Genomic DNA, 23,408 nt, shown 5'->3' on the forward strand with positions numbered 1-23,408 from the left:
AGCTGTTGGTTAGAGGCACTTTGCTATGCTGCCTAATGGATAAAGTCGAGCTGAGCTTGCAAAAAGACTAAAACGGATCTAAATCCCAAAGCTCGTGCTTGGCGTGATACGGCACTTGCACCCACTTTCCTAAAAGTTTTTCCCACCAGCGAAACGGGTGGGGCAATGTCGCAACCTGAATGCTTGAACATCCAACTAGCCAAGCACCTAACATGTCGGTGTGCCGACTGTCGCCAATCACGACGACTTGATGAGGAGACAACCGCATTCGAGACAGTGCCCGACGAAAGGCAGACGGAAACGGCTTCCGAGCAGGACTAATCGCCGGAATGCCCAATCGCTCAGACCATGCCACAACTCGATAGCGACGCTTCCCGTTAGACAAAATAAAAAATTGCATGCCTTTCCGCTTTGCTTCTTCAATCCAAGCCTCAGCGCCCGGAGAGAGATAGCGATCGTCTTCAGATACGATCGTGTTGTCCAAATCTAGAATGACGCCCTGAATGTTTTGCCCGATCAGCGACTCTAAATCTATACTCGCCAGCTTGTAAGCTCGCTGTGGAAAATTAAACGGCGTTTTCCGAACGAATCGTTTTTGTAGAAGTTTCACTAATAAATTGATCCTTTAAAATTTCAGAAAGTAGAATGGTTTAAGAAATCAGCAGATTAGCGCGGCGAAATCTAAAGGAGAACGATCAATTAAAGTTGGCAAGTCGATTAGCAACGCGTCTGCGGGTTTGCTATCTCAGTCGCGGCGATCGCGTCTGATTACGATTTCTAGGTACTGCTTCCCTCGCCCTGGAAAGAACGGGGACTGTCATAAAGGAAAGTAATGGACATACGAGTATTCATGCCCGCAATGCCTTATCCGAGAGAACGAGCAATCTTTATCCAAACTTCAAGATGCTGTTAATGCGTTCTGCGTCAATAAGCAAGTTCGGCCTTGCAGACATCCATTTTCTATCACCTAATGCGAAAGGATCGGCAGCACATGCAACCCGAATAGCATAGAGACGCCCGCGATCGTCACTCAAAACACGTCTCTATTGCAATCAGAACGACGTAGTAGTGTTTTGAATCACAAGCATCTGCAGGTGATGTCACTTCTAAGCGCGATCGCTATCAGCGCTGCTAACCTCTAGATTTTCAATAATAGAAGCTAAGTCACCCACCAGATCTGTTGAGATCTCTGCTGCAATGCTTCAAGTTTTGGTTCAATCTGCTCTAGAGAACAAGTGCCTTAGTGTCGAATCGGAAGGGTTAATTCGACAAGTACTGGCGATCGGCAGTTGCGACGCTAAAGACATCAATGCTTTAAAGGAGCTTCAGGAGGCAATTCAAGCAGGCGAAATTATTCGGGAAGCGCAGAATCGGTTCTCCTTGGCTCAGTTTGCTCTGGTTTAATTAAAGTCGAATTTAATTAGAGTCGAACTGAAACGCTATTCTGGAACACATATACTGAAATTCAATTGCAACCCGCTGCGATTGATTGCACAATGAAGGCAGTTGTTACGCTTCTCTGTCTCATGAGCAATGCCCTCGCTGATGCCAAAAATCTCTTGTCTGACTTGATGCATCGCTACCGTCATCAAGTGGACTATCTCGCCATTCGATTAGAGTCGGCGGAAGGCACAGATATTCTTCTGCGACGTAACAAAATTGAGGCCCTCAGCGAAGGCATCTCGATTGGAGGACAGGTTAGAGCGTGTCATAAGGGCGGATGGGGATTTGCGAGTTTCAATCAGCTATCGGGTCTAAAAGACCGGATTGAAGACGCGATCGCTGCTGCTCGATTGGTGGGCGATGATGAAACCATCTTGGCTCCGGTGACACCGATTCAAGATTCTCGAACGGTTGCGATCATTGGAACCGATCCCCGTCAGATTCCATTGATTCAAAAACGAGAACTCTGTCAGCACTATGGCGACATCTTACGCAGCGTTGATCCTCGCATTGCAACGATTTCAGTACGCTACGGAGACAGCGCTCAGCGCATCATTCTCGCCACCTCTGACGGGACGCTGATCGAACAATCTTGGATCGATATCGAAATGCGGTTTGCCGCGACGGCTCGCGATGGCGAAACGGTTCAGACGGGGCGAGAAACGGTCGGCTCTCGAAAGGCATTTGAAGACTTGCTGGGCTTAGATGAGCCAGTAAAAGCGGCGGCACAACGGGCGGTGAATTCTTTAGCGCTGCCTCCTGTAAAAGGCAATACGTACACGGTTGTGATTGATCCAATCTTGTCAGGCTTGTTCGTCCACGAATCGTTTGGGCATCTCTCAGAAGCGGATATGGCCTACGAAAATCCTGACTTGCTAGAGGTGATGAGTCTAGGACGACGGTTCGGCTCCCCAGAGCTACAGATTTTTGATGGAGCGGCCATTCCAGAGCATCGCGGCAGCTATTTTTACGACGATGAAGGGGTTCCAGCGACGACCACGCAGTTGATTGAAAATGGCGTATTGGTGGGGCGGCTCCATTCTCGTGAAACGGCAGGTAAGTTGGGGGAAACGCCGACTGGAAACGCTCGGTGTTTGAATTATCAGTATGCACCGATCGTACGGATGACAAACACGTGGATCGAGCGGGGAAAGACGCCTGTGAAGGATTTGTTTAATGACATTAGAGAAGGGGTGTATGCCCGCAACTGGATCGGCGGCATGACGAATGGAGAGATGTTTACCTTCACGGCTGGGGAAGCGTGGATGATTCGCGATGGTGAACTGGCGGAGCCTGTCCGAGATGTGACGCTTTCGGGCAATGCGTTTAAGACGCTGGCAGATATCGAAGCGATCGGGGATGATTTTTTCTGGGATGAGTCGGGCGGGTGCGGTAAAGGCGGACAAAGCGGGTTGGCGGTTGGTTGCGGCGGTCCGAGTCTCAGAATTCGGGATGTGGTAGTAGGCGGAGAAGCCGCTGAAGAGTAGTGATCGTCCAGAGCTTGTCTTGTGGTAGCAAGCTCCGGAGGATAGCGTTTAGCGAAGATTGGAAGGCGATCGCTGCATTCTAAAACGCTGTAGACACCATCTACGTTGAGTTACTGCTTTGTCACAACAATCGTACCAGTGTATTGATTTGCTTTGTTCTCATTTGGTGTGAAGGTGAGTAATGCGTTTAAGTATTGCCCCTGTTTACCTTTTAATTTCCAAGAACTCCAGAGAATAGACTCATCCTTGTGGGTGCTAAACTTCGTCCATCCTGAGCGAGTTAGTTGTTCTTCATAAGCAGCCTGAATTGCAGCAGCAGTGAGGCGGCTTTCTAGATGGGCAGAAGCATAGAAGTTTTCACCATAGCCATTGCCTCCAATAGAGGTTGCAGTGCTGACTTGAATGCTGGATGGAGCAACCAAGCTGGGTAAAGGTAGTTGCTCGTTTGGCTCTGTAGTTTGTTGAGCTTGCGGTTCTTGGCAAATATCAGAATCTTTGTCTAAGTAGAGACGAACATCAGTTGGCTCATTGGCACTTCCACGGCCAGATGAAATGCTTAACTTTGGTCCTTGTGCGCTCTTACAGAAATACAAAGGCAGATTGTCGGTGCTATCTGAAGCGACAAAGCCAGGTTCACTATTAAAGTGACTGTAGCTAAGTGGGCTTTTCCAGCCAGAAGTTTGAAGCTGAGCTTTGTAGAAAGCTCGAATCTGCTCAGGAGACTGTGTTGCGTCCAGAATAACTTCTGTATGTTCTTGACTCCGAACTAGCGTTGCAATTACTTTCGCATTGCTAGGTAGCGGTAAGTCTACGGGTAGCTTTTCTGGCAGACGACCTACGAGCAGCTTCATGTTTTTGAGACAATCTGAAGGACACTTTAGAATCCGTAGAACTAACTGCTGAGAGATTTTTTCTTCGCTAGCCGAATCAGCGGGTGCTGCAAGAAGTTGACTAGGCGCGATCGCATTGATAAACAGCACCGTTAGCGTAGACAAGAATGGCAGGCTTGTTTTTCTGAAAATTCCAATCTGAGTGTGATCAATCATTGGATAGCTCAATCGATTTCCATTTCAGTGTTCACCCGATGGAATCGATTGAAACATTACAAAAGTTCTGCTCTAAAGTACGAGGAGTCAGTTTTCCATACTTTTCGCCATCGCTTTTGGATAGACGAGCAGAAAAAATCCCATCCAAGTCACTACCGGAATTGCCACCAGCACCGTTACCCAAATCAGATGCAGCAAGAGCCAACTCCCGCCAATTAGCGCCACACCTGTAAGTAGGATCGACCAAGGCTGACACCACCAGGGTTTATAGTCCCAAACATTTATCGGAGATTTCATAGACGCGGTTCCTGACTTTGCACTAATTGCATTGCTTTGTGGGGCTGCGAGAACTGTTTATGATTGGGGTAGAAGCACAGCAGGCGTTTTTTCAATCGCGATCGCTGTATCAAAATAAGCCTGAATTTTTTCAGCCATTATTTGAACATTGGGTTCTTGAAGCATACTAGAATGCCCACCAGGAATATCATACACCTGGACTTTTTCAGTTACCCGCTTGCCCCATCCCAACAACGGATCACTATAAAGTTCAACGTAAGGGGTGTCGTCGACGAGAGTATCATCAAAAATACTGCTTTTCTGAGTGGCTCGGAACAGCAATACTTCCCCTACAAACTTTCCCTGAGCAACATGCTCTTGTTCTGCCCACAGCAAAACTTTCCGAACTGGAATTCCCCACAGCACTTTGGGTACAGGAAGACCTCTTTCCAAATAGTTTCTCAGTAGCCTGAGCTGAATGCGATCGCGAATGCTTCCAAGTCGCTTCTGAGATTCATAAATAGTTAGATTTGTTGTCTTCTTTCTGATCTGATTCAGTATGTAAAGCAGTCGTTTGTGCGGTTTAAGGTGGTCATTGCCACTTAATCCTGTTGAAAGGCTCTTGAGACGCTGATTGGCAATATATCCAGTTCGTTTAGTGGCTTCAGCCTCAGCCGCTTCAATGAGAGCAACCATCTCAACCGATTCTCCTTGTTCTTGAAGCCGCAGAGCCATCTCAAACGCCAACATCCCTCCGGCACACATCCCTCCTAAAAAGTACGGTCCTTGCGGTTGCACCTGACGAATTTGCTCAATGTAGTAATCTACTATGCTTGAAATCCGAGTATGGAGGATTGGACAGGAATTGGAGCTACAAGGCTGAATGCCGTAGACTGGCACTTCTGGATCTAAAGCATATGCCAAAGAACGGTAGAGCAGCGTTTCGCCATCCCCATCGTGGATGAAGAAAACAGGTGGTTTTGCCTGTCCTGTTTTGATCAGTGTTAATGAATTCTGCAACTGGGTCTGACTAGATTGTAGAACCGTGGCAAGCTGTTCAATAGTAGGAGCAGATAACAACGTGCTGAGCGGTAGCCATTTACCAAATTTCTCTTCGATTTGAGCAAACATCTGCACTGCCAGCAGCGAGTCTCCTCCAAGTTCAAAGAAATCGTTCTGAATACCAATCAGTTGAATTCCAAGGACGGCTTGCCAAATCTGGGTCAGTTGCTGCTCCCATTCATTTCGAGGTGAAACGATCGTTGTGAGACCGACCAAGTTTGCAGACGTGGGCATTGGCAAGGCTCGACGATCGACCTTCTGATTTGGGTTGAGGGGCATCGCCTCCAGCACTACAAATGCGGCAGGAACCATGTAGTCTGGTAATTTGGTCTGCAGAAAGCGGTAGATCTCCTCGATCGAAGGATTCTCTACTTGATCCAACACCACGTAGGCAACTAATCTACTTTCGCTGCTTCCAAATTCACGAGCCATAATGACTCCCTCACGCACGCCGGGAACCTGCCGTAAGGTCGCTTCAATATCACCCAGCTCGATCCGGATTCCACGCAGCTTAATCTGGAAATCCGCACGCCCTAGAAACTCCAGATTGCCGTCGGCTCCGAACCGCCCCAGATCTCCTGTTCGGTAGAATCGTTGCCCATCAATTGTGACAAACTTCTCCTGGGTCAAATCCTCCTGGTTGAGATAACCTTTTGTCACCCCTGCACCGCCTACATAAATTTCACCCAGAAGACCGATTGGTACTAAGTTCTGTTGCGAATCATACAGACGAATAGAAACGTTGTTAAAGGGTTTACCAATTCGGCTCTTTGTCACGGCTTGATCTCGCGGAACCGGATAGGTGGCGCATAAAGAGCTAACTTCACTACAGCCGTAAAGAACAGCAACATTGGCGTTTTGAAAGATGCCCTTTATCTCTTCTAGTAAATCAGGAGAAACTGTATCTCCTCCTGTGAACACATGTTTAACACCCTGAAATTTTTGGATATTGATGTCATTGTCTTTGATATATCCCAACAGTTTTTGCATCAAGCTAGGAACAGTGTGAATCATGGTTAGCTGTTCCAAGGTTTGGACCATTTGAGCAAAATCTAAAACATGCTCTCGATCAAGAATAGTGAGAATTCCACCAGCAGCGAGTGGGGATAATAGCTCGAATATGGAGATGCTAAAGGTATAACGAGCGATCGAGGGCATAACATCATGATGGTCAAAGCCAAGCCGCTCTTGAGTTGCAAAAATATAGTTCACCAAATTTCTGTGGCTTGCCATCACTCCCTTTGGTTTACCAGTTGTGCCGGAGGTATAAATAATGTAGGCAGTTTGGTCAAGGGAAATCTCGTTTTTGGGATTGTGGGTTGGAAACGCATTGATGATCTCCCAATCTTGGTCAAGACAAAGGGTGTGTTCTGCGATCGCAGGTAATCCCGGTTGCAGTTGCGCCTGTGTGAGTAAAACTTTCGCTTGCGTATCTTCTAGAATTGATATCAGGCGGTCTTTGGGGTGAGTCGAATCGAGAGGAACATAGACGCCGCCTGCCTTGAGAATGCCTAGCAGACTAACGGCAATCTCTAGTGATGGTTGAACACAAACCGCAACTCGAACGCCTGCTCCAACTCCTACGCTGTTTAAATAATGAGCAAGCTGGTTAGCGCGCTGGTTTAACTCTGCATAAGTAAATCGTTGTCCCTTACAGGTCACTGCGATCCGATCTGGATTCTGGGCTGCATAAGTCTCAATCTGCTGATAAATAGGAAGCTGTGGATAGTTGGCTGTTTTGCTATTCCATTCCACCAACAGTTGGTGTTGTTCTGTTTGCGTTAATAAAGGTAACTGTGCAATCGAACTATTCAAATCTCGGCTAATTCCCGATAGCAGTACCAGGAAGTGATTCGATAAGCGCTGTATTGTATCTGCCTCAAAAAGGTTAGAGTTATATACAAAAATTCCAGTGATGTCTTGTTCTCGCTCAAGAATCACAAGATTCAAATCTATATTGTTAATGCATCTATGGTGTTGTTGCTGAAGCTCTAAAATCAAGTGTTTTTCATCTTCAATGCTAGAGCTATCTTTGATAAAGGTAGCGATAACCGGCAGCCTTAATTGTTGATTCCGTTGACCTGCTAACTGATTTTGCGAATCGTGCAAGTTCTTCGGGGCGATCGCTCGTAGAGTTGCAGAAACATGATGAACTAAGTCTCGGATATCTAACTCAGCGTGGATTAAACTGCTGATTTCTGTTGCGTAATCTTGGTCACTGTCATGATCCAATATGAGCAATCCCAAATCAATCACTTCCTGGTGAGTGTAGCGATTTAGTAAAGCGTTGAATGCAGCCAGCAGCAGCGATCGAACGTTAGTGCTTTCTTGCTGAGCTTGTGCATTGAGAGATTCAATTAACTCATTAGACAAAGAAAATCTGTGATAACCAGGCTGGTAGGTTGTAGAAGGTGTTTTGGGAAAATCGTTGGGCAATTGCAAAATGGCAGGTTCATCAACAGTAGATTTCTGCCCGATCTCGTCTAATGTCTGATCAGAACTTTGAATGTGATTGAGCGTTCTGTTCCGAGTTGACGATTCTACAGCCGTTGCCAGTACAGGACGGATGGGTGAGGTTTCAACCATTGTTTGAGTACCTGGAGATAAATGGATGAGGATAAACAAACTTGTTGTGTGCAGTTCTTTGGGCACATATAACAAAACAAATTCTGGTTTTAATCGCAATTCAGCATGAGAAACGCTTCATGGCGATATTACGGTAGAGCCACCCAAGAAATCCTGATTGATCCTTTACGGTTTCTTCAATAGAAGAAATCTGCGATCGTTAGCTAAATGCTAAAGCTGATGATGAATGCATCGTTTCAACGTCGTTCGCGGCTAGAAAATTGCTCACGGTGTTGATGATATGATTGCTTTCCTGGAGTGCCCGATTTGCGTCATCTCGATATGTTTCGCGAGCAACTTCAAATTCAGCCATTAAGGCAGCCCGGTTTTCCTGGGCCAGGAGATTTGCTAAACGATCGCTTGTTTTTGTTAATCGCGTAATCGCTTCACACCGATCTGGTGATGCCAGCATGATATCGATGTAGAGTGATGCATCTTGAGCAAACAGGCGGTTAATCAGATTGATTTCTGTACGATAAATCGGGCTAGCAAAATCGAGGCTCTGACCAATAGAAATCCCCTCCTCCGCCAAGAAAACACCTAGACTGAAGGTGGCAAAATGGCGGATTGCTTGCACGGCTACCATCATGCGATCGTGCTCTTCGGCCGTACAAGTGATTAGCTTGCCGCCTTCCGCTTCCATCAAGTCTAAGAACCACTGAAAAGCATTAGGTTCACGCCCTGGACAGACCACTACTTTCTGGCTCAAAAAGGACTTGACTCCAGGACCAAACATAGGATGAAGCCCTACAACAGGACCCGGATGGCTGTCCAGCATTGTCTCAACAGTAGGAACCTTGGTACTGGCAATATCTGCCAGTATGGTCGTTGGAGCGACGTGTTGAGCAACCTTCTGAATCACTGCCAGCGTCCCTTTAAAGGGAACACAGATTAGGACTAAATCAGCATTGCCCAATAAACTATCAGCTTGCTCCCAGCCGTCATATTCCAGAATGCGAACGCAATGACCTGCTGCAACCAAACGATCGGTAAAAAAGCGTCCCATCACACCGCGTCCCCCAATCACAGTGATATTACGTGGTTCAACCTCATACGGTAATGAGGGCGTAGAGGCTAGAGCAGCCATAGAGCTTATGATAATGCTGCTCCAGGCACATTCCGAGACACCCATCTGCATCAGCAGAGATTTGTAGTTCGAGAGCTGTTCCTGCATTGAAGGAACCCCCAATGCTGCCAAAGTCGAGATTCGCTCGCGTAGCAGTGTAATTAAACTTTGATCAATCTGTTGGAGTTGCTCAGGTATAGCCATAACCACTCATCTTCCTTAAGTCTTTTTCATTGCAAGCGTAAGCCCGTCAGCAATTGGGAGCAGACTGATCACAACTCGCGGGTCGTGGTGAATTTTCTGGTTCAACGAACGGATCGCAAGTGTCTCTGGTTCCTGATTTGCAGGGTCTGCAACACGCCCCGCCCAGAGGACGTTGTCGATCGCAATCAGCCCACCGGGACGCACGAGTTGAAGTAACCGTTCGTAATAGTGATCGTAGTTCTGCTTATCAGCATCAATGAAGGCAAAGTCGAAGGTGTTCGCATTCCCTTCGGCTAAGAGACGATCCAGTGTGCTAAGAGCTGGGGCAAGATGAAGGTCAATTTTATGGTCAACGCCAGCCTTTTGCCAGTAGCGCCGTGCAATTGCAGTATCTTCTTCGCTAATATCACAGGCAATAATTTTGCCGTCCGGTGGAAGAGCAAGAGCAACTGCAAGTGTACTGTAGCCGGTAAAGACACCAACCTCTACTGTTTTCTTGGCTCCGATCAACTGAATCAGCAGTGCTATGAATTGTCCTTCTTCTGGGGGAGTTTGCATAATCCCCCAAGGATGTTGTTCTGTTTCTTGTCGGAGTTGAGCCGAAACCTCATGCTCCCTCAGTGAGGTAGATTGAAGATAGCTCGATAAGTGATCACTTAATCCAAGAGATTTACCTGAACTCTGTGTCTTTCCGAATAGGGATTCTCGGAGCTTACGGGCTACTTGCTCAAGTCCGAGATTGCGAAGGATTTGCTTAGCAAATTCACGAGAACTGGATTGCTGACCCTGACTGAGAGATTTACTTTCCATGTGAATGTTTGAGGATTAGTGAGTTTAGCTGGAGTGTAAACCGCTGTCCCTTGATGACGGTCTACACTTCGACAGATGTAAAGCCCTTGTTGTAAACCCGGTTCTGCAAGAGCTTTAATAACTAACTTATGATGTTCCACTTCATCAAAAATGGCTCTGCATGGCTCACCTAAATGAAGGTTTCTACTTTTGTAGCCGCATACATTACGTCAAGGCAGCCATAATCTAGTTTTTCCTCCCCAGAGACGAACTTTTTACACGGTTAATCTCCTTGCTCCTCATCTGTTTCGTCCTATTTGGCATAACTTGCAGAGAGGGGTGGTGCAACTTCAGGGGGTTGCCAGCTAGAAGGTTTTGCAGAGAAGTTGGTAAATGTTGTTTTGCGTCCTTCAGCTGTTGCTTCTTCGATTTGTCGATAGAATCCCTTACCAGCTTGTTGAGAGAAGGTCACTTCGAGTTCCTCCTTGATGCTTCTGGGACGCTGTACGTATTCTGCAAATTGTGTTTCTGAAGGGCTGAGATCAGAATAGCCTTTGCAGAAGAGTTGTTTGAGAATTCCAAATCCATCTTTCTTTGAGATGGGTTCTCCTAAAACATCGAAGCCATGCTTCTGTAATCGCTCCATGAAGCTGTCTAAATTGGACGTGTCATAAGCAACGTGTTGAACACTATGATCCCCATGCCGCTCAACAAAAAGGGTCGCTTGAGATTTGTCGCTTCGATCAATGCCCTCAACTAACGCAATCCCAAATGCACCATAATCAATGCACCAGAGCTTCATGCTGCTTTTTGAATTATCAGGATCAACATCATCAATTCGGGTCACTAGTTTTCCACCTTCAACTTCGATGTGGAACCATGCCCACTTTTCGATCATGCCTTCGGCACAAGCATAGGTGATGTGATCAACTCTAACTAACCAGCTCATCGTGTCTTCCTCACTAACTATTAAAGTTCAGAGTTTGCGAAGCAAATTGAGAATACTTCAAGCACAAAAGAATTGCAGAATTGTGTCAATTAGTAATAGTCCGGGTAGCTTCTTGAACGACTCCACAACGTTTTCAAGGATTAACGTTTTCAAGGATTGCAGTTCTGGGATCGAGCGTTGAACCAGAGTTTGAGCCTCAAACCTTGGTCAAACTTCGTCTGAAGCATTGAATCAAGACAATTTCGATTTAGACTAACAAAGAAACATTCGATTTCCCTATTTGAAGAAATGCCACTGGTTATTCACTTAAGATTGCTATAAAGCACAGAGTAGTTCAGTGCACTTTATGGCTTGACTATTGGTAAGTAACGAGTGGATCTGTTGTCCACTACAGTCGTTCACTACAATAGAAAATCTTGTGAAATGAATTCGTGTCTCTCCCAGGATTTAATTTTATTATTCGTAGCTGTCAGTAAGTTACTCAGACATCCAACAATGATTTAGGTTTATCAAGTAACAAACCTAAATCATTGTCTAAACGCCTGTCTAAACATCTGACAGTGCTTCAAGAAGCGATGAACCCCTAGCAGTCATCAGTTAAATCGCTGAAAATGTTGTGTGATCTTCAACACTCAACAGTAAAAGCACTGACTTCTGAGACTCATCCTACTAAACGGATTCAAAATCCCTACTTAGTTCTATCAATCTTCATCAGATTTAAGCTTTTTATAAAGCAAATTTAAAATCAGTCTTAAGGGTGATGCATAGCTGGGCGCATCTCGGTTAAGAAAAAATTATGTAAAGAGTAAAAGTATCAAAGGTTTAATTGAGAAAAGTTCGTTATCTTTCTTTCGGTTACTCCAGCAAGACTCAAGTCAGCTGAAAGAGGCGAGTTCTAGCCCATCGCCTAAACAATTTACGCACTCCCATATCAACGTAACGGTTCGAGGGGATGACAGTGTGTGCTTGGGAAATCTGTAGATAGCTGTTGTTAATGCGACCAGATGAGTTGAGCTGCCCAAATTTCTGGACGAGATCAGCAAAGCGGGCTGGGAATAAACTTTGGAAAGTGTTAAACAGCTAGTGCGAAGTTTGGTGTTGCGAATCGAGCAATTAGAGCGGCAGTACGAGGAATTCAAAGCCGAAAACGAATTGCCGCGATCGCAGGTGAAGCAGAATAGCAAAAACTTGTCGGAACTACGCTAGGCACATCTCAAACGTGACTTCACTCGCATTGCTCGCGGTGAAAGAAGATTTGATATTGCACCGCAAGCGAAACACCAGTGGCAAAGACCGGTTACAAAAGAGATAGTTATGAAGAGAGATTAGTCGCCTACAACAAACGCCTGCATGATCCACTTACCGTTCTCTTTAGCAAACAGGACTCGATATCCTAACGGATTGTAGGCGTAGCGATTTGAAACGTATCCGGATTTATCATTCGGCAGGATCACGGGAGTCCAAGCATTGAGGTCACTTTGCTGAACCACTTTAGGCGTGTTCAGCATGGCTTGTTTGAAGGTATCGCGATCGAACTTTACAATTTCGTTAGAGAGGATAGCAACGAGCGGAGCGTTTGAATCAGGCTGCGATCGCACACTCACATTCTCTCCGACTACAATCACAGAGGTTTCATATGCCAATGCTTTTTGGTCAGACGGAGCATCTTTAATCGCTCCGTTAAACTGTCGAAACGTCGTTGGACAGGAGAAAAAGATTCGTTCATTGGTACAGCCGAGTGCCAGTGCTTTCTCTAGATCTGTCCAAAATGGCGACTGGGGATTTTCAGGATTGAGATAGCTAATTGAGCGCTGTTCGCCAAAGCCTAGTTTCGTTTTGGGCGTGACAATACTACGAATAAATTCAGCATCGCGATCGCGAACCGCTTGCTTCACTTTCTCTAAAAATTGAGCAAAGTCAGGAAACTGCGAAGATTCATCGACAAGATTAATGCGCCAGTGAGGAAAATCGGTCAAGTCAGATGATTGCAACCCAAGCGTTGCAGACGGTTGCTGAGGAGATTGAGGAACGGTTGGAACCGAGGACGGCGCGGGTTTTGCAGGTTGCAAATCGTTTTGAGTCGGCGCTTTATCCACAATGATGGGGAGCGAACTGCGGTTAAAGTACGTGACGGCGGCGACGGAACCAATCGCTGCAGAAAAAACAACGGCTCCAGAGAGTAGTGCGGCTTGGTATTTCATAGTATGGTGACTGCCCAGGACTCAAAGCGGGCGCGTCCTCTTATGATCTAAATCCACAGATGAGCGATCGCTTTCCGGATCATTCTCATAGCTCGAAAGACTGATATTCTCTAGTTTTTAATTGCCATAAAGGAGCTTCATTTGAAATCGCATCCTCTAGAACGCGCCCTCAGTTCTGACGCTCTAACCCACTATCCTTACGCCTCTCAGCGTCGGTTGGTGATAGGATCTTGCGGAGCCGTCGCAACGAGCCAACCTCTAGCAACACTGGCGGGAATGGAAATGTTATCAGCCGGGGGAAACGCAGTGGACGCTGCGATCGCGATGGCAATTGCACTGACAGTTGTTGAACCGACATCGAACGGCATTGGCTCAGATGCGTTTGCGCTGGTGTGGGATGGTGGGATGCACGGGCTGAATGCGTCGGGGAAAAGCCCGCGTGGTCTGCCGCTTGAGCTGTTTGCTGACCTGCCACAGATGCCGACACTGGGATGGCTGACGCCTACGGTTCCGGGAGCCGTTTCAGCGTGGCAGAGCCTCTGGCAGCGCTGGGGGAAACTGCCATTTGAGCGCTTGTTTGAACCAGCGATCCGGTATGCAGAACAGGGGTTTCCGGTTTCTCCAGAAGTGGCGAGAGCGTGGAGCCGAGCCGAAGCGTTCTTTGTGTCGTTGAGCGGAGAGGAATTTGCGCCGTTTCAGGAGGTATTTTTTGCAGAGGGACGAGCGCCGCGTGCGGGGGAAATTTGGCGCAGCCCAAACCATGCGAAAACCTTGAGCGCGATCGCTACAACCGGAGGAGAAGCATTCTACCGGGGAGACTTGGCGGATGCGATCGTCCAATTTGCCGAGACGACAGGCGGATATTTCACTGGGGAAGACTTGGCAACCCATCAGGCCGAATGGGTCGAGCCGATTTCAACCAACTATCGGGGCGTAACGGTTTGGGAACTTCCGCCCAATACTCAAGGGATTGCGGCACTGATGGCGTTGAACATTTTAGAAGGATTGGATCTCGCTCAACATGGGCGAGACTCGATCGAGAGTTATCACATGCAGATCGAGGCGATGAAGTTAGCCTATGCCGATGTTTATCGCCACGTTAGCGATCCGCGATTTATGGAGCTGTCGGCTGAAGAATTGCTGAGCAAAGTGTACGCGGCAGAGCGGCGACAACTGATTGGCGATCGCGCCATCCCGTTACCTACATCCGGTATGACGAAAGGGGGAACCGTTTACCTAGCTGCCGCTGATGAGGACTTGATGGTGTCGTTCATCCAATCGAATTACAACGGCTTTGGGAGTGGGATTCTGATTCCCAATACTGGAATTGCACTACATAATCGCGGCACTGGATTCTCCACTCAAATCGGGCATCCCAATCGAGTGGCGGCTGGAAAGCGCCCGTTTCACACGATCATTCCAGGGTTTCTGAGCTATGACGATCAGCCAATCGGGCCGTTTGGTGTGATGGGCGCACCGATGCAACCGCAAGGACATTTGCAAATGGTGGTGAATCTCGTTGATTACGGCATGAATCCACAAGCGGCGTTAGATGCTCCCCGGTGGCGATGGATTGCTAAAGATCAAGTATTGTTAGAGCCGCCTGTATTTCCAACGGTAGCAGTGGGGCTGAGCGATCGCGCTCATCAGATTCAACTTTCAGCTGAACCGAGTGCGTTTGGTCGTGGGCAAATTATTTTGCGATCGGGCGAAACGCTGATTGCGGCGTCAGAACCACGAGCGGATGGGCTTGCCTTGGCTTGGTAGAAAGGCGCTAGAATTTCCATCATCCTAGCGATCGCACAGGTTATGCGCAAATTTCAGAATCGATGGGCGCGAAAAGGGCGCGGTTCACGACCTAAGGCTGATCAAAGTCACGTTCAGGGCGATCCGCTTCGCATAGTTTCAGATTCGGTACGACGATCTTTGAACTCGAAAGGACGCCCCAATGTTATTCGGCTCGGAATGAAGCAGTCTCCTTGGGAGGATCTGTATTACCTGCTGCTAACCATTTCTTGGACGCAGTTTTGGATATTAACAATTCTGTCCTACATTTGCACGAATACCCTGTTTGCGATCGCGTATCTGACTGGTGACAACAATCTGAACAATGCGCAGCCGGGTTCATTTTGGGATGCCTTCTTCTTTAGTGTTCAAACGATGGGAACGATTGGCTACGGAGCCATTTCGCCCAATACTTTTTATGCCAATATTATCGTGTCGATTGAGGCGATGCTGGGGTTATTAGGCGTTGCGATCGTCACAGGATTGGCATTTGCAAGATTAGCTCGCCCAACGGCAAAGGTGCTGTTTAGTCGAGTGGCGGTGATTGCGCCGTATAACGGTGTGCCAACGCTGATGTTTCGGACGGCAAATCAGCGCACTAACCAGATTTTAGAAGCTCGCTTATGGGTTTCTTTGGTGCAGGATGAGGTGACGCAAGAAGGTCAAGTCATGCGACGATTCTATGACCTTAAACTGAGCCGCGACCATAACCCTGTGTTTAGTCTTACCTGGACAGCTATGCATCCTATTGATATCGGCAGTCCGTTGTATGGAATGACGCCAGAAAATTTATCACGAGACAACACTGAAGTTGTCGTTTCATTAACTGGAATTGATGAAACTGTTTCTCAAACGATTCACGCTCGCTATTCTTATATTCTTCGAGACATTCTTTGGAATTATCAATTTACTGATATTTTTATCAAAACTCCTGATGGTACAGCAATTGATTTTAGTAAATTTCATGATGCTTCTAAAATCTTTTAACGTCAAAGTATCAGGCTATCTCATGGGAAGTTACCGTAATTTCTGTAAGACAGAGCATGATTTTGCTCAGCTTTGCGAAGCCAAGGATTGGTTAGTAGAGTCTGTCAAATTGTTCTAAATCCTTCCAATCTCATTGGGTTTGAAATTAGATAAATGATGAAATTATGAAGCGACATCTGTGTTATTGCCTTGCAGCAACGATCATTTTCACCGCCTGTACCTCACCACTGCCACCCGAACCTACATCGCAACTGGAAACGGTAACGTTGAACACAGTGAAAATTGTTGCTGGACAGACAGTTTATGTCCCTGTTTACTCTCATGTTTATTCGCCCGATCGCAACCAGAGACTAGAACTAAGCGTCACCCTAAGTATCCGAAACACCGATCGGACTCAGCGCATGATTCTGACGACGGTGAACTATTACAACACTAATGGTGAACAAATTCGTCAATATCTAACGCAACCTGTGGAACTTCGACCCCTTGCTTCGGTAGACTTTGTCATCAATCGGGACGACACGAGCGGTGGAGCCGGTGCAAACTTTATTGTCGAGTGGGTTTCTGAAAGGCAAGTATCTAATCCAGTGATTGAGGCATTGATGATTAGTACAGCTGGTAATCAAGGCATTTCTTTTATCAGTGATGGGCGTGTAATCAAAAGTCGGGCGACGAAAAGCAAATAGCTGCAAATCCGCTTGATGATCTACTAAAGTTTAGGCAATCAAAATACTAGTGGTTCGCTCTGCTTATCAATTCTGCCAAGATATTTCATCATCAGTCGCCGTAATTTTTGTAAGGCAGAGGATTGTTTTGTTGAGACGTGCGATCGCTTTAGTTGCTTCTCTCAACTTGGGCTAAGTCCCTCAGCATATCTAATTGGGTTTGAGGTAAATCAACAAACTAGAACTCTAAATTAATAAACCAGAACTCAAAATCAATAAACGCTTATAGCAAATTAGATTTTGCTTAAACGAAACTTATCTATCAATTCTCAAAATTAGATTTCCTTTTCTGGTAATCAATATTCAAGTTCTCGAAATCAATAGTACAGTTCTCAAAATCAAGTTTAGAGCGAGTTGAAAAAATCGGACTGGATACTCAGTGCTTTGCGATTCGCTTCGCGAAGCTCCAAAGGATCGCCTACTACTGAGTATCAGTTGTTGGGTATAAAACTTGGCACAAGAAATTGACTAGTGATACATTAGTACCAAAATACTAGTAATCAGAAGACAGTTTTAGAACGCTGTTCATAGCAACAGACATTCCTATGTATTTACCTCTCCCAGTTGGCTCACTTCTGCACAAACAGTACCGCATTCAAAAAGTCTTGAGACAAGGCAGATGCGGCTGGATTTATTTAGCAACCGATCAAACGCAACAGCAAGAATTCTGTGTGCTTGAAGAGTGGATTGTGTTAGAAGAAACTCCGCAGGACTTGAATCTGAACGAGTACCCGCAGCAATCCGAGCAATATTTAGAAGACCTAAAAGAAGAATTGCAACACGAATTTGGGCAGTTAAACCAACTCAAACCCTCTCAGTTTGCCCACTATCAAACAGCATTAATTTACGAACAACGTCTCTATTTAGTGCGGGAATATATTGCTGGACAAACCTATCGATCGCTCCTAAAAGATCGCTTAGCGCAAGGACAATCGCTTTCAGAATTAGAAGTAAGACACCTTTTTGAGGCAATTCTTTCAACTCTAAACACACTCCATAAACACGATATTTTTCATCAGCACCTGACACCAGATTGCATTGTGCTGAGCGAACCTTCAGAGAATCGCAGTAGCCATCCTGTTTTAGTCGAGTTTGGCTTACCCGTCGATCATCTCCTGATTCCATGTACTGCCTTTGCGCCACCAGAGCAACGCTTAGAAAATCGGATTGCACCTGACAGCGATTTGTATGCTCTTGCCGCGATCGCGCTGGTTCTTCTGACAGGATGCCCTCCCGAAAATCTTTACGACAGCAACACGCAACGCTGGACTTGGCAAAGCGTGTCGATCAGTCCTCAGTTTTCGCAGATTCTCGATCGGATGCTATCTCCTAGTCCAAAACGCCGCTACTCATCAGCTCGCCGTGTGATGAATGCGCTTCAGGCTACTCAGCCCAAAGATTGGGAGAATAACGTTGCCTCAAAAAGGGTCGGAGATCTTGTTCTCGCCGCCGTTTTGATTGGGCTTGCAAGCATTGCGGCCTGGAGAATAATTCTTCATTTATCGCCGACTGTTTTTGCCTCTGCTGAAAACGCGATGACCTCGATCAAGCTCGAACGAATTGGAGACACTCCTCCAGCCGCTACACCATCGCCGAGTCAACCTTCAAAAGCTCCGCCTCGAACGGTAGCTGTTTCCCCTGACTTGCTAGAGCAACTGGTCGATGAAATCTTTTCTATTAAATATCCGCAGCTAAAAGATAAATTAAACGCCGAAAAGCCACCGGAATGGAATGCAATTGCAACTAGATTGACAACCTTGCTAAAACAGTTAAGTCAAGAATCGCAAATCGGAATGGGAAACTACAATCGAGCAAATTACAACGCTTGGTTGTTGGAACTCCAAGCATCTAAAATCACAGATCAGTCAATTGAACTTTTAACGGACGCAAAATTTCTCTACTCGTTTCCAGAGTTAGAAGGAAAACAAATAAACCCAAGAACATTGGGTCAACTCTGGTATGCGATCGCGCAAAATCAGATCAACGCTACTAAAAATAAATCTACACTCAAAGACATTACACCAAAAGCAACTTTGTCCGAAACGCTGAAAGCTGGACAAGGGAAACTTTACACGGTGCAGCTTCAGAAAGGACAGAAGATTCAACTGTCTCTAAAAGTGCCTTCAAAAAGCGCCAGCCTCTCTATCGTTTCGCCTGACGATTTGCTTTTAGTGAGAGAATCGATAGAACCGTCTTGGTCAGGAAAGATCGAACAGTCAGGAACGTATCAAATTGTGATCGTTCCCAAGACGAGAAAAGCAATTCCTTATGAACTGAAACTGGCTTCTACAAGTCCCGGTTAAACTTAATCCCGTCAAATTAATCCCGTCAAGCTTAACCGTTAAACTTCCGAACAGAACATTCGCTGAGCAGCAAGTCTTCTGCAATACGCGCAGCATAAACTCGTGCAGGAATAGGCGCAAAAGACTTGCGGAAACAGTGAACGGCATAGCCACAGTAAGCCCGATCGTCTCTATAAATAGAGATCTGAAAGGATACAAATTCTTGTTGCCTAGAAAGTTCGATAAATCGATTCATGTTAAACACTCAACCGTTAAATAAAGAATTACTGACGCAGAAAAACCCGCTCCCTAGCTCCCACAGGGGGAACTAGAGTTGGAGATTTTAGAAATGAATGAACTTCGAATTACAGTCTCAGCGCAAGTTGTAGCTCTGGAGAGGCGCTTAGAGTAGCGGGAAGCGGGGACGGCTCGGCTGTAATGGCGGGACAATAGCGAGCATAAGCACAGCGATCGCACTGTTTTCCGGGCGTCGGTTCCCATGTCTCATCCTGTCTTAGTCGCAAAGCGAGACCAGAAATCACCGATCGCACTTGTTTCTTGTGGCGTTGCGTCGCCCGATAGCGGACTTTTTCACCCGTTCTCAGAAACCACAAACTGAGATATTTCAAACTCTGCTGATAGGTTTGCTCTAGCGCCAAAAAGTACAGCCCAATTTGCAAATCCATCTCATCACTCGCCGGAATCTTGAGATCACGGCTCGATTTGTAATCGATCAGCTCTAGCCCGCCGTTGATAAAATCGATGCGATCGTAGCGCCCACTAATTAGAAACTCCAGGTTCTCAACGTGCAGCACTGCCTGGATCTTTCCCTCTACGGCAAGTGGCTTACTCAGCGCACCTTCTGGCGTGATGAACTTGTCGTAATAACTTTCTAAAATGGTGCGCCCTTCTTCGACTTGAGTAGGTGTCAACCCTGCGCTTGCCTGATCCCAGCAATGATAAACCCACGTCCGTTTAGGCAACGGCTCGTGATAATGCCAATCCCGATGCAAGATTGCCAACGCTTGGTGCAACGATGTTCCCAACGCGGCAGAGCCAAAAAATTCATTGGAGTTGAATCGCCGCTCGTAGCGCAAATAATAGGCATACGGACATCGGTTATACGCTTGCAATTTTGTAGCAGAAATTTGGTACGACATCGCTCAACCATCCGCAAAAAAGAACTAAACCGTGTTGTTTGAAGGACTAAAGCTGTTCAACAGGACGCTTAAACAGAGAATCTAGATAGATGCGAGCGGTTTGGCGATCGTTGGTCATGCGGTTTTGCAGCAAAAACAACGACAACGCCGCCGACATCACGCGGTCTTGATCCCACTCTGGGCAACCATCCAAAAATTTGAGAAACGATTGGTGCAGGGTTTCAGGAATCTCGACAAGAATGCTGACGTTGGTATCCATAGCAAACCTCAAATCGTTAGTAACGTGAATGAATTTGACAACTGGAGTTTCGATGATTGGGATTCTAAGAATAATTTCTGAGAAAACGGACATCAGAAACTTGCGCCAGTCAGATGCGTTCTCTCAACCTCCCGCCTGGGGAAATCTTCGGTCTGCTGCATCTGAGCGCTTTCAGTTAGTCGCTACATAATGCGCGATCGCTCCTAGAAGATCAACATCGCGAAAGGTAACAATCTTACGAGAGACAAAAATGAGCCAACGGAAGAATGAGGGTTTCAGCGGTTTTTTCGTTACATTGCTTCAGAGAATAAGGGCTTTTCCACAGTGGAAACGCAAATTCTCGAACTTATCCACAGATCACGAAGGAATGCCGCTCCTATCTTCTTATCCTGTGGAAAACTTTTTGCAGGGTGTGGAAAAGGTGTGGAAAAGAAATCTAAGTCTTGTGGATTGCCTGTGGAATCTATGGGGAAAACAAATTTGACTGTAAAGTTTTGTAAAGTTTTGCCAGTCCAATCAGAGTCCAATGATGATTTAAGAATTTCTTAGGGAACACTATGCGCGTTTGCTTTTTCGGAGAGTCGTTTGTGAATGGTACGGGTGATCCAGGCTGTCTCGGTTGGGCAGGCAGGATTTGCCAATCGGCCTGGCAGAACGGGCATGAGGTGACTTACTACAATTTAGGCATTCGTCGTGAGACTAGCACGCAACTCCGCCAACGGTGGCTTCAAGAGGCGATGTTGCGGCTTCCATCTGAGGGAGATGGGCGGTTAGTATTCTCGTTTGGGACAAACGACACGACTGTGGAAAACGGGCGGCAACGTGTGGAAATCGCCCATTCGCTAGATAATCTTCGAGCGATTCTGACTGCGGCTAAACCGCGATTTCCAGTGCTGATGATTGGTGCACCTCCGATTGAGGATGCTGAGCAAACGGCCCGAATTGAGGAACTGTCAAAGCAGATGGCGATCGCGTGTGAAACGTTATCTGTACCCTATCTAGAAACGGTTTCTACGCTAAGACAGTCTGATACTTGGATGCGAGAGGTTGCAGCGTATGACGGAGCGCATCCGAGGGCATCGGGATACGCGGAGCTTGCAGGACTTGTGGAAAACTGGGCGGCGTGGAAAGCTTGGTTCGCCTAGATTCACATTTCGCTTAGATTCACATAGGTTCATTTGCATAGCAAAACCCCCACAGACAGTTATCTTTAGGCGTTTTGCACGTAGGAATGCAGGCGAGAATATCTGCTGTTTCTCATTGGGGGTAATCAGCGAGAATTTCTTGGATGGTCATTCTACGGACTAGAAAATCTAGGACGAGGGATACCCAGATACGATGCCCTCGGATATAGGTTGACCAAAGTAGATTTTGGGGTCGATCTACAATTGAGTTTTCCTGTCGCTGAAGCAGCATCTGGGATTTGTGGCTTAAATTGTTTATTCTTGAGTCTCAATTTGTCGCTGTTGAAGGTCTGCCCAAATGTCATCAAGACTGAGGTGATCTAGCCATTGCTGTCGTTCTTGAGTATAGTCACCACTGCCATTATCAAATTGCTTTAGAAATCTGACTGTATCTACATAGCCCAAGGCATCAACTAATGCTTTGAAACCTTTTTGATTGAGTTCAATTGGTGTCATTTTAACTGTCTCCTGGTTTAGACACTTCCATTAACCAAACTACAGGGTTAGTAACTTGAACCCCAATCGTTGACTGATGAATTTGAGCTTTTCTGAGTAAGCGATCGTCGGTCGTTAGAAAAACATCAACATTGACCGATTCGGCACAAGCAATGTGCAAGGCATCAAATGATTTAACTCCTAAAGCCGCAAGTTCTTTTGCTCTATTTAGAATTGCTTTGGTAACAAAACTTTGGGGTGAGCAAGAACGAGTGAATCGAGAACGCGCTGTTGTCTAGTGAGGTTGGGTGTTTGTCTAATCTCTGATTCAAGAGCGGTACTGTTTACTAATGGCCATTCGCCGGATTGACAATGAGAAGCGATCCTGCGGAGCTTCGCCTTGCAAATCGCTAGAACTGCTTCGGCTTCTAAGCGAATTCGAGGTTGTAGCCAATCGTCGAATGGGCGGTTTAGACAGCAGACATCCATGTAAGTTGTGTAGTGCTGTTCCATAAGCTTATTTTACCGTTGCGGTTGGCGCTGAATTGGCGTTCTGGGAAGCGCAGTTTTCCACATGAGGTCGATTTCTTCGTCGGTTAAGCTATAGGCTTGATTGATTAGATTGGAAAGTTGATGTTCGAGGCGTTGGGCTTCGGTGGTGCGGGTTTGGATGGGAATGGCGTAGTCGTTGTAGGCTTGGGTGACTTCTTTTTGTCCGGCGATGCCTAACCGATCGCTGCTTTTGCTCCCTGCTTTGGGAATGCGCTTTCTCACTTTGTCGATCATTTCAGCGCGGGTGAGGGTGGCGAAGGTTTCGAGTTTTTGTCCTGGTTTTTCGATGCGGAATCTGGAGCGCAACCAGTCTAAAACGTTGCGATAGCCTTCTTGATTGGCTTTGGTGATTTCGATGAGGCGAGCAACGATCGGTTCAACCTGCGATCGTACTTCGTCGGTGGGTGGCGCAATGGGAAGATTCTCGAATAAATATCCCATCGGGTTAATTACATCAGAAAGCATCTTTGTAAAAACTCGATGACTGTACCACCAAACAAAAGGCGAATTGAGCAAACATAGTAAATACAGACAGATCAGTACTTGAAGAATAACGGTTTTATCATTACCAAAATAGCTCAATGTATCAAATTGCATATCAGCCTCAATCGACGACGCTGGGTTCATGGGCGTCGATATTGAGCCTGTGCTCGTGGACAATAACGATCGCTTGGTTGATCGAGAGATTAATTTGCTCTCGAAAGCAACGGGATTGCATGGCTTCTAGAAGAGTCTGTTGCTGAGGAACTTGCGCTCAGGATTCCCAAATTGCGATGTTTTAGGGGATTGCTGACGTCTTATCGATCGAGCAGTCCCTCCAAACTCATCACAAGCAACTTAGGATCGTGGATTAAATAAGACCGGAAATCATCAGCCCTGTGGTTTAGCCGT

The 23,408-nt window shown here is 46.4% G+C and carries 23 protein-coding genes; 8 read left to right on the plus strand and 15 right to left on the minus strand.

All coding sequences use genetic code 11. The features are described 5' to 3' along the window. Positions 1 to 67: 67 nt before the first annotated feature. The gene (locus tag AC5JLB_RS02705; protein WP_495872319.1) at positions 68 to 610 is read right to left on the minus strand and encodes a YqeG family HAD IIIA-type phosphatase; all 543 of its coding nucleotides are present in this window, start codon (positions 608 to 610) and stop codon (positions 68 to 70) included. A 587-nt stretch (positions 611 to 1,197) separates the two neighbouring features. On the opposite strand from AC5JLB_RS02705, the gene AC5JLB_RS02710 reads away from it, so the two are divergent. Beyond that, the gene (locus AC5JLB_RS02710) at positions 1,198 to 1,404 is read left to right on the plus strand and encodes a hypothetical protein (RefSeq protein ID WP_495872320.1); all 207 of its coding nucleotides are present in this window, start codon (positions 1,198 to 1,200) and stop codon (positions 1,402 to 1,404) included. Positions 1,405 to 1,526: 122 nt separating this feature from the next. Continuing rightward, positions 1,527 to 2,930 carry a TldD/PmbA family protein gene (locus tag AC5JLB_RS02715; RefSeq protein WP_495872321.1) on the plus strand — a complete coding sequence of 468 codons (1,404 nt, stop codon included), beginning with the start codon at positions 1,527 to 1,529 and terminating at the stop codon, positions 2,928 to 2,930. Positions 2,931 to 3,040: 110 nt separating this feature from the next. On the opposite strand, the gene AC5JLB_RS02720 is transcribed toward AC5JLB_RS02715, so the two are convergent. From AC5JLB_RS02720 to AC5JLB_RS02745, 6 genes are all read right to left on the minus strand, one after another. Further along, positions 3,041 to 3,976 carry a hypothetical protein gene (locus tag AC5JLB_RS02720; protein WP_495872322.1) on the minus strand — a complete coding sequence of 312 codons (936 nt, stop codon included), beginning with the start codon at positions 3,974 to 3,976 and terminating at the stop codon, positions 3,041 to 3,043. 87 nt (positions 3,977 to 4,063) lie between these two features. Continuing rightward, complete coding sequence (locus AC5JLB_RS02725) at positions 4,064 to 4,273, minus strand: DUF6737 family protein (RefSeq protein WP_495872323.1); 210 nt, start codon at positions 4,271 to 4,273, stop codon at positions 4,064 to 4,066. Between the two features lie 57 nt (positions 4,274 to 4,330). Continuing rightward, on the minus strand, positions 4,331 to 7,900 hold the full coding sequence (locus AC5JLB_RS02730; RefSeq protein WP_495872324.1) for a non-ribosomal peptide synthetase: 3,570 nt from the start codon (positions 7,898 to 7,900) through the stop codon (positions 4,331 to 4,333). A gap of 199 nt (positions 7,901 to 8,099) precedes the next feature. Beyond that, positions 8,100 to 9,209 carry a bifunctional chorismate mutase/prephenate dehydrogenase gene (tyrA, locus tag AC5JLB_RS02735; protein WP_495872325.1) on the minus strand — a complete coding sequence of 370 codons (1,110 nt, stop codon included), beginning with the start codon at positions 9,207 to 9,209 and terminating at the stop codon, positions 8,100 to 8,102. 15 nt (positions 9,210 to 9,224) lie between these two features. Next, positions 9,225 to 10,019: a class I SAM-dependent methyltransferase gene (locus tag AC5JLB_RS02740; protein ID WP_495872326.1), complete on the minus strand. Its 795-nt coding sequence runs from the start codon at positions 10,017 to 10,019 to the stop codon at positions 9,225 to 9,227. Between the two features lie 292 nt (positions 10,020 to 10,311). Next, positions 10,312 to 10,947, minus strand: coding sequence for a hypothetical protein (locus tag AC5JLB_RS02745; RefSeq protein ID WP_495872327.1), 636 nt, complete (start codon positions 10,945 to 10,947; stop codon positions 10,312 to 10,314). A 1,062-nt stretch (positions 10,948 to 12,009) separates the two neighbouring features. Here AC5JLB_RS02745 and AC5JLB_RS02750 point away from each other — a divergent pair. Continuing rightward, positions 12,010 to 12,153: a hypothetical protein gene (locus AC5JLB_RS02750; protein WP_495872328.1), complete on the plus strand. Its 144-nt coding sequence runs from the start codon at positions 12,010 to 12,012 to the stop codon at positions 12,151 to 12,153. 119 nt (positions 12,154 to 12,272) lie between these two features. Here the strand turns inward: AC5JLB_RS02750 and AC5JLB_RS02755 are convergent, their stop codons facing one another. After that, positions 12,273 to 13,148: an SH3 domain-containing protein gene (locus AC5JLB_RS02755; protein ID WP_495872329.1), complete on the minus strand. Its 876-nt coding sequence runs from the start codon at positions 13,146 to 13,148 to the stop codon at positions 12,273 to 12,275. 141 nt (positions 13,149 to 13,289) lie between these two features. Here AC5JLB_RS02755 and AC5JLB_RS02760 point away from each other — a divergent pair, with 141 nt between their 5' ends. The 4 genes from AC5JLB_RS02760 to AC5JLB_RS02775 all read left to right on the plus strand — a co-directional run bounded on the left by AC5JLB_RS02760 (position 13,290) and on the right by AC5JLB_RS02775 (position 18,948). Next, a complete protein-coding gene (locus AC5JLB_RS02760) occupies positions 13,290 to 14,915 on the plus strand; it encodes a gamma-glutamyltransferase family protein (RefSeq protein WP_495872330.1) in 1,626 nt (541 codons plus the stop codon). A gap of 159 nt (positions 14,916 to 15,074) precedes the next feature. Beyond that, positions 15,075 to 15,920: an ion channel gene (locus AC5JLB_RS02765; RefSeq protein WP_495872331.1), complete on the plus strand. Its 846-nt coding sequence runs from the start codon at positions 15,075 to 15,077 to the stop codon at positions 15,918 to 15,920. 164 nt (positions 15,921 to 16,084) lie between these two features. After that, a complete protein-coding gene (locus tag AC5JLB_RS02770; protein WP_495872332.1) occupies positions 16,085 to 16,606 on the plus strand; it encodes a DUF3124 domain-containing protein in 522 nt (173 codons plus the stop codon). Between the two features lie 584 nt (positions 16,607 to 17,190). Further along, the gene (locus AC5JLB_RS02775) at positions 17,191 to 18,948 is read left to right on the plus strand and encodes a protein kinase domain-containing protein (protein WP_495872333.1); all 1,758 of its coding nucleotides are present in this window, start codon (positions 17,191 to 17,193) and stop codon (positions 18,946 to 18,948) included. A 31-nt stretch (positions 18,949 to 18,979) separates the two neighbouring features. Here the strand turns inward: AC5JLB_RS02775 and AC5JLB_RS02780 are convergent, their stop codons facing one another. The 3 genes from AC5JLB_RS02780 to AC5JLB_RS02790 all read right to left on the minus strand — a co-directional run bounded on the left by AC5JLB_RS02780 (position 18,980) and on the right by AC5JLB_RS02790 (position 20,346). Beyond that, entirely contained in the window at positions 18,980 to 19,183 is a 204-nt protein-coding gene (locus AC5JLB_RS02780) for a hypothetical protein (RefSeq protein WP_495872334.1), read from the minus strand. Between the two features lie 109 nt (positions 19,184 to 19,292). Then, a complete protein-coding gene (locus AC5JLB_RS02785) occupies positions 19,293 to 20,087 on the minus strand; it encodes a RecB family exonuclease (RefSeq protein ID WP_495872335.1) in 795 nt (264 codons plus the stop codon). A gap of 46 nt (positions 20,088 to 20,133) precedes the next feature. Further along, entirely contained in the window at positions 20,134 to 20,346 is a 213-nt protein-coding gene (locus AC5JLB_RS02790; RefSeq protein WP_495697438.1) for a DUF2811 domain-containing protein, read from the minus strand. A 557-nt stretch (positions 20,347 to 20,903) separates the two neighbouring features. On the opposite strand from AC5JLB_RS02790, the gene AC5JLB_RS02795 reads away from it, so the two are divergent. Next, positions 20,904 to 21,491, plus strand: a complete 588-nt coding sequence (locus AC5JLB_RS02795) for a GDSL-type esterase/lipase family protein (RefSeq protein WP_495872336.1) — start codon at positions 20,904 to 20,906, stop codon at positions 21,489 to 21,491. Between the two features lie 112 nt (positions 21,492 to 21,603). On the opposite strand, the gene AC5JLB_RS02800 is transcribed toward AC5JLB_RS02795, so the two are convergent. The 4 genes from AC5JLB_RS02800 to AC5JLB_RS02815 form a co-directional block, all read right to left on the minus strand. Then, a complete protein-coding gene (locus AC5JLB_RS02800; RefSeq protein ID WP_495872337.1) occupies positions 21,604 to 21,762 on the minus strand; it encodes a DUF433 domain-containing protein in 159 nt (52 codons plus the stop codon). Between the two features lie 23 nt (positions 21,763 to 21,785). Beyond that, a complete protein-coding gene (locus AC5JLB_RS02805) occupies positions 21,786 to 21,986 on the minus strand; it encodes a hypothetical protein (protein WP_495872338.1) in 201 nt (66 codons plus the stop codon). Between the two features lies 1 nt (position 21,987). Continuing rightward, the gene (locus AC5JLB_RS02810) at positions 21,988 to 22,200 is read right to left on the minus strand and encodes a PIN domain-containing protein (protein ID WP_495872340.1); all 213 of its coding nucleotides are present in this window, start codon (positions 22,198 to 22,200) and stop codon (positions 21,988 to 21,990) included. A 287-nt stretch (positions 22,201 to 22,487) separates the two neighbouring features. Further along, positions 22,488 to 23,114 carry a DUF8810 domain-containing protein gene (locus tag AC5JLB_RS02815; RefSeq protein ID WP_495872339.1) on the minus strand — a complete coding sequence of 209 codons (627 nt, stop codon included), beginning with the start codon at positions 23,112 to 23,114 and terminating at the stop codon, positions 22,488 to 22,490. Between the last annotated feature and the right edge of the window lie 294 nt (positions 23,115 to 23,408).

This window comes from Myxacorys chilensis (assembly GCF_059505265.1).

Coding starts and splice junctions, on each gene's coding strand:
- AC5JLB_RS02710 (WP_495872320.1), top strand. CDS start 1,198: ATGCTTCAAGTTTTGGTTCAATCTGCTCTAGAGAACAAGTGCCTTAGT.
- AC5JLB_RS02715 (WP_495872321.1), top strand. CDS start 1,527: ATGAGCAATGCCCTCGCTGATGCCAAAAATCTCTTGTCTGACTTGATG.
- AC5JLB_RS02720 (WP_495872322.1), bottom strand. CDS start 3,976: ATGATTGATCACACTCAGATTGGAATTTTCAGAAAAACAAGCCTGCCA.
- AC5JLB_RS02725 (WP_495872323.1), bottom strand. CDS start 4,273: ATGAAATCTCCGATAAATGTTTGGGACTATAAACCCTGGTGGTGTCAG.
- AC5JLB_RS02730 (WP_495872324.1), bottom strand. CDS start 7,900: ATGGTTGAAACCTCACCCATCCGTCCTGTACTGGCAACGGCTGTAGAA.
- tyrA (WP_495872325.1), bottom strand. CDS start 9,209: ATGGCTATACCTGAGCAACTCCAACAGATTGATCAAAGTTTAATTACA.
- AC5JLB_RS02740 (WP_495872326.1), bottom strand. CDS start 10,019: ATGGAAAGTAAATCTCTCAGTCAGGGTCAGCAATCCAGTTCTCGTGAA.
- AC5JLB_RS02745 (WP_495872327.1), bottom strand. CDS start 10,947: ATGAGCTGGTTAGTTAGAGTTGATCACATCACCTATGCTTGTGCCGAA.
- AC5JLB_RS02755 (WP_495872329.1), bottom strand. CDS start 13,148: ATGAAATACCAAGCCGCACTACTCTCTGGAGCCGTTGTTTTTTCTGCA.
- AC5JLB_RS02770 (WP_495872332.1), top strand. CDS start 16,085: ATGAAGCGACATCTGTGTTATTGCCTTGCAGCAACGATCATTTTCACC.
- AC5JLB_RS02775 (WP_495872333.1), top strand. CDS start 17,191: ATGTATTTACCTCTCCCAGTTGGCTCACTTCTGCACAAACAGTACCGC.
- AC5JLB_RS02780 (WP_495872334.1), bottom strand. CDS start 19,183: ATGAATCGATTTATCGAACTTTCTAGGCAACAAGAATTTGTATCCTTT.
- AC5JLB_RS02785 (WP_495872335.1), bottom strand. CDS start 20,087: ATGTCGTACCAAATTTCTGCTACAAAATTGCAAGCGTATAACCGATGT.
- AC5JLB_RS02790 (WP_495697438.1), bottom strand. CDS start 20,346: ATGGATACCAACGTCAGCATTCTTGTCGAGATTCCTGAAACCCTGCAC.
- AC5JLB_RS02795 (WP_495872336.1), top strand. CDS start 20,904: ATGCGCGTTTGCTTTTTCGGAGAGTCGTTTGTGAATGGTACGGGTGAT.
- AC5JLB_RS02800 (WP_495872337.1), bottom strand. CDS start 21,762: ATGCTGCTTCAGCGACAGGAAAACTCAATTGTAGATCGACCCCAAAAT.
- AC5JLB_RS02805 (WP_495872338.1), bottom strand. CDS start 21,986: ATGACACCAATTGAACTCAATCAAAAAGGTTTCAAAGCATTAGTTGAT.
- AC5JLB_RS02815 (WP_495872339.1), bottom strand. CDS start 23,114: ATGCAATTTGATACATTGAGCTATTTTGGTAATGATAAAACCGTTATT.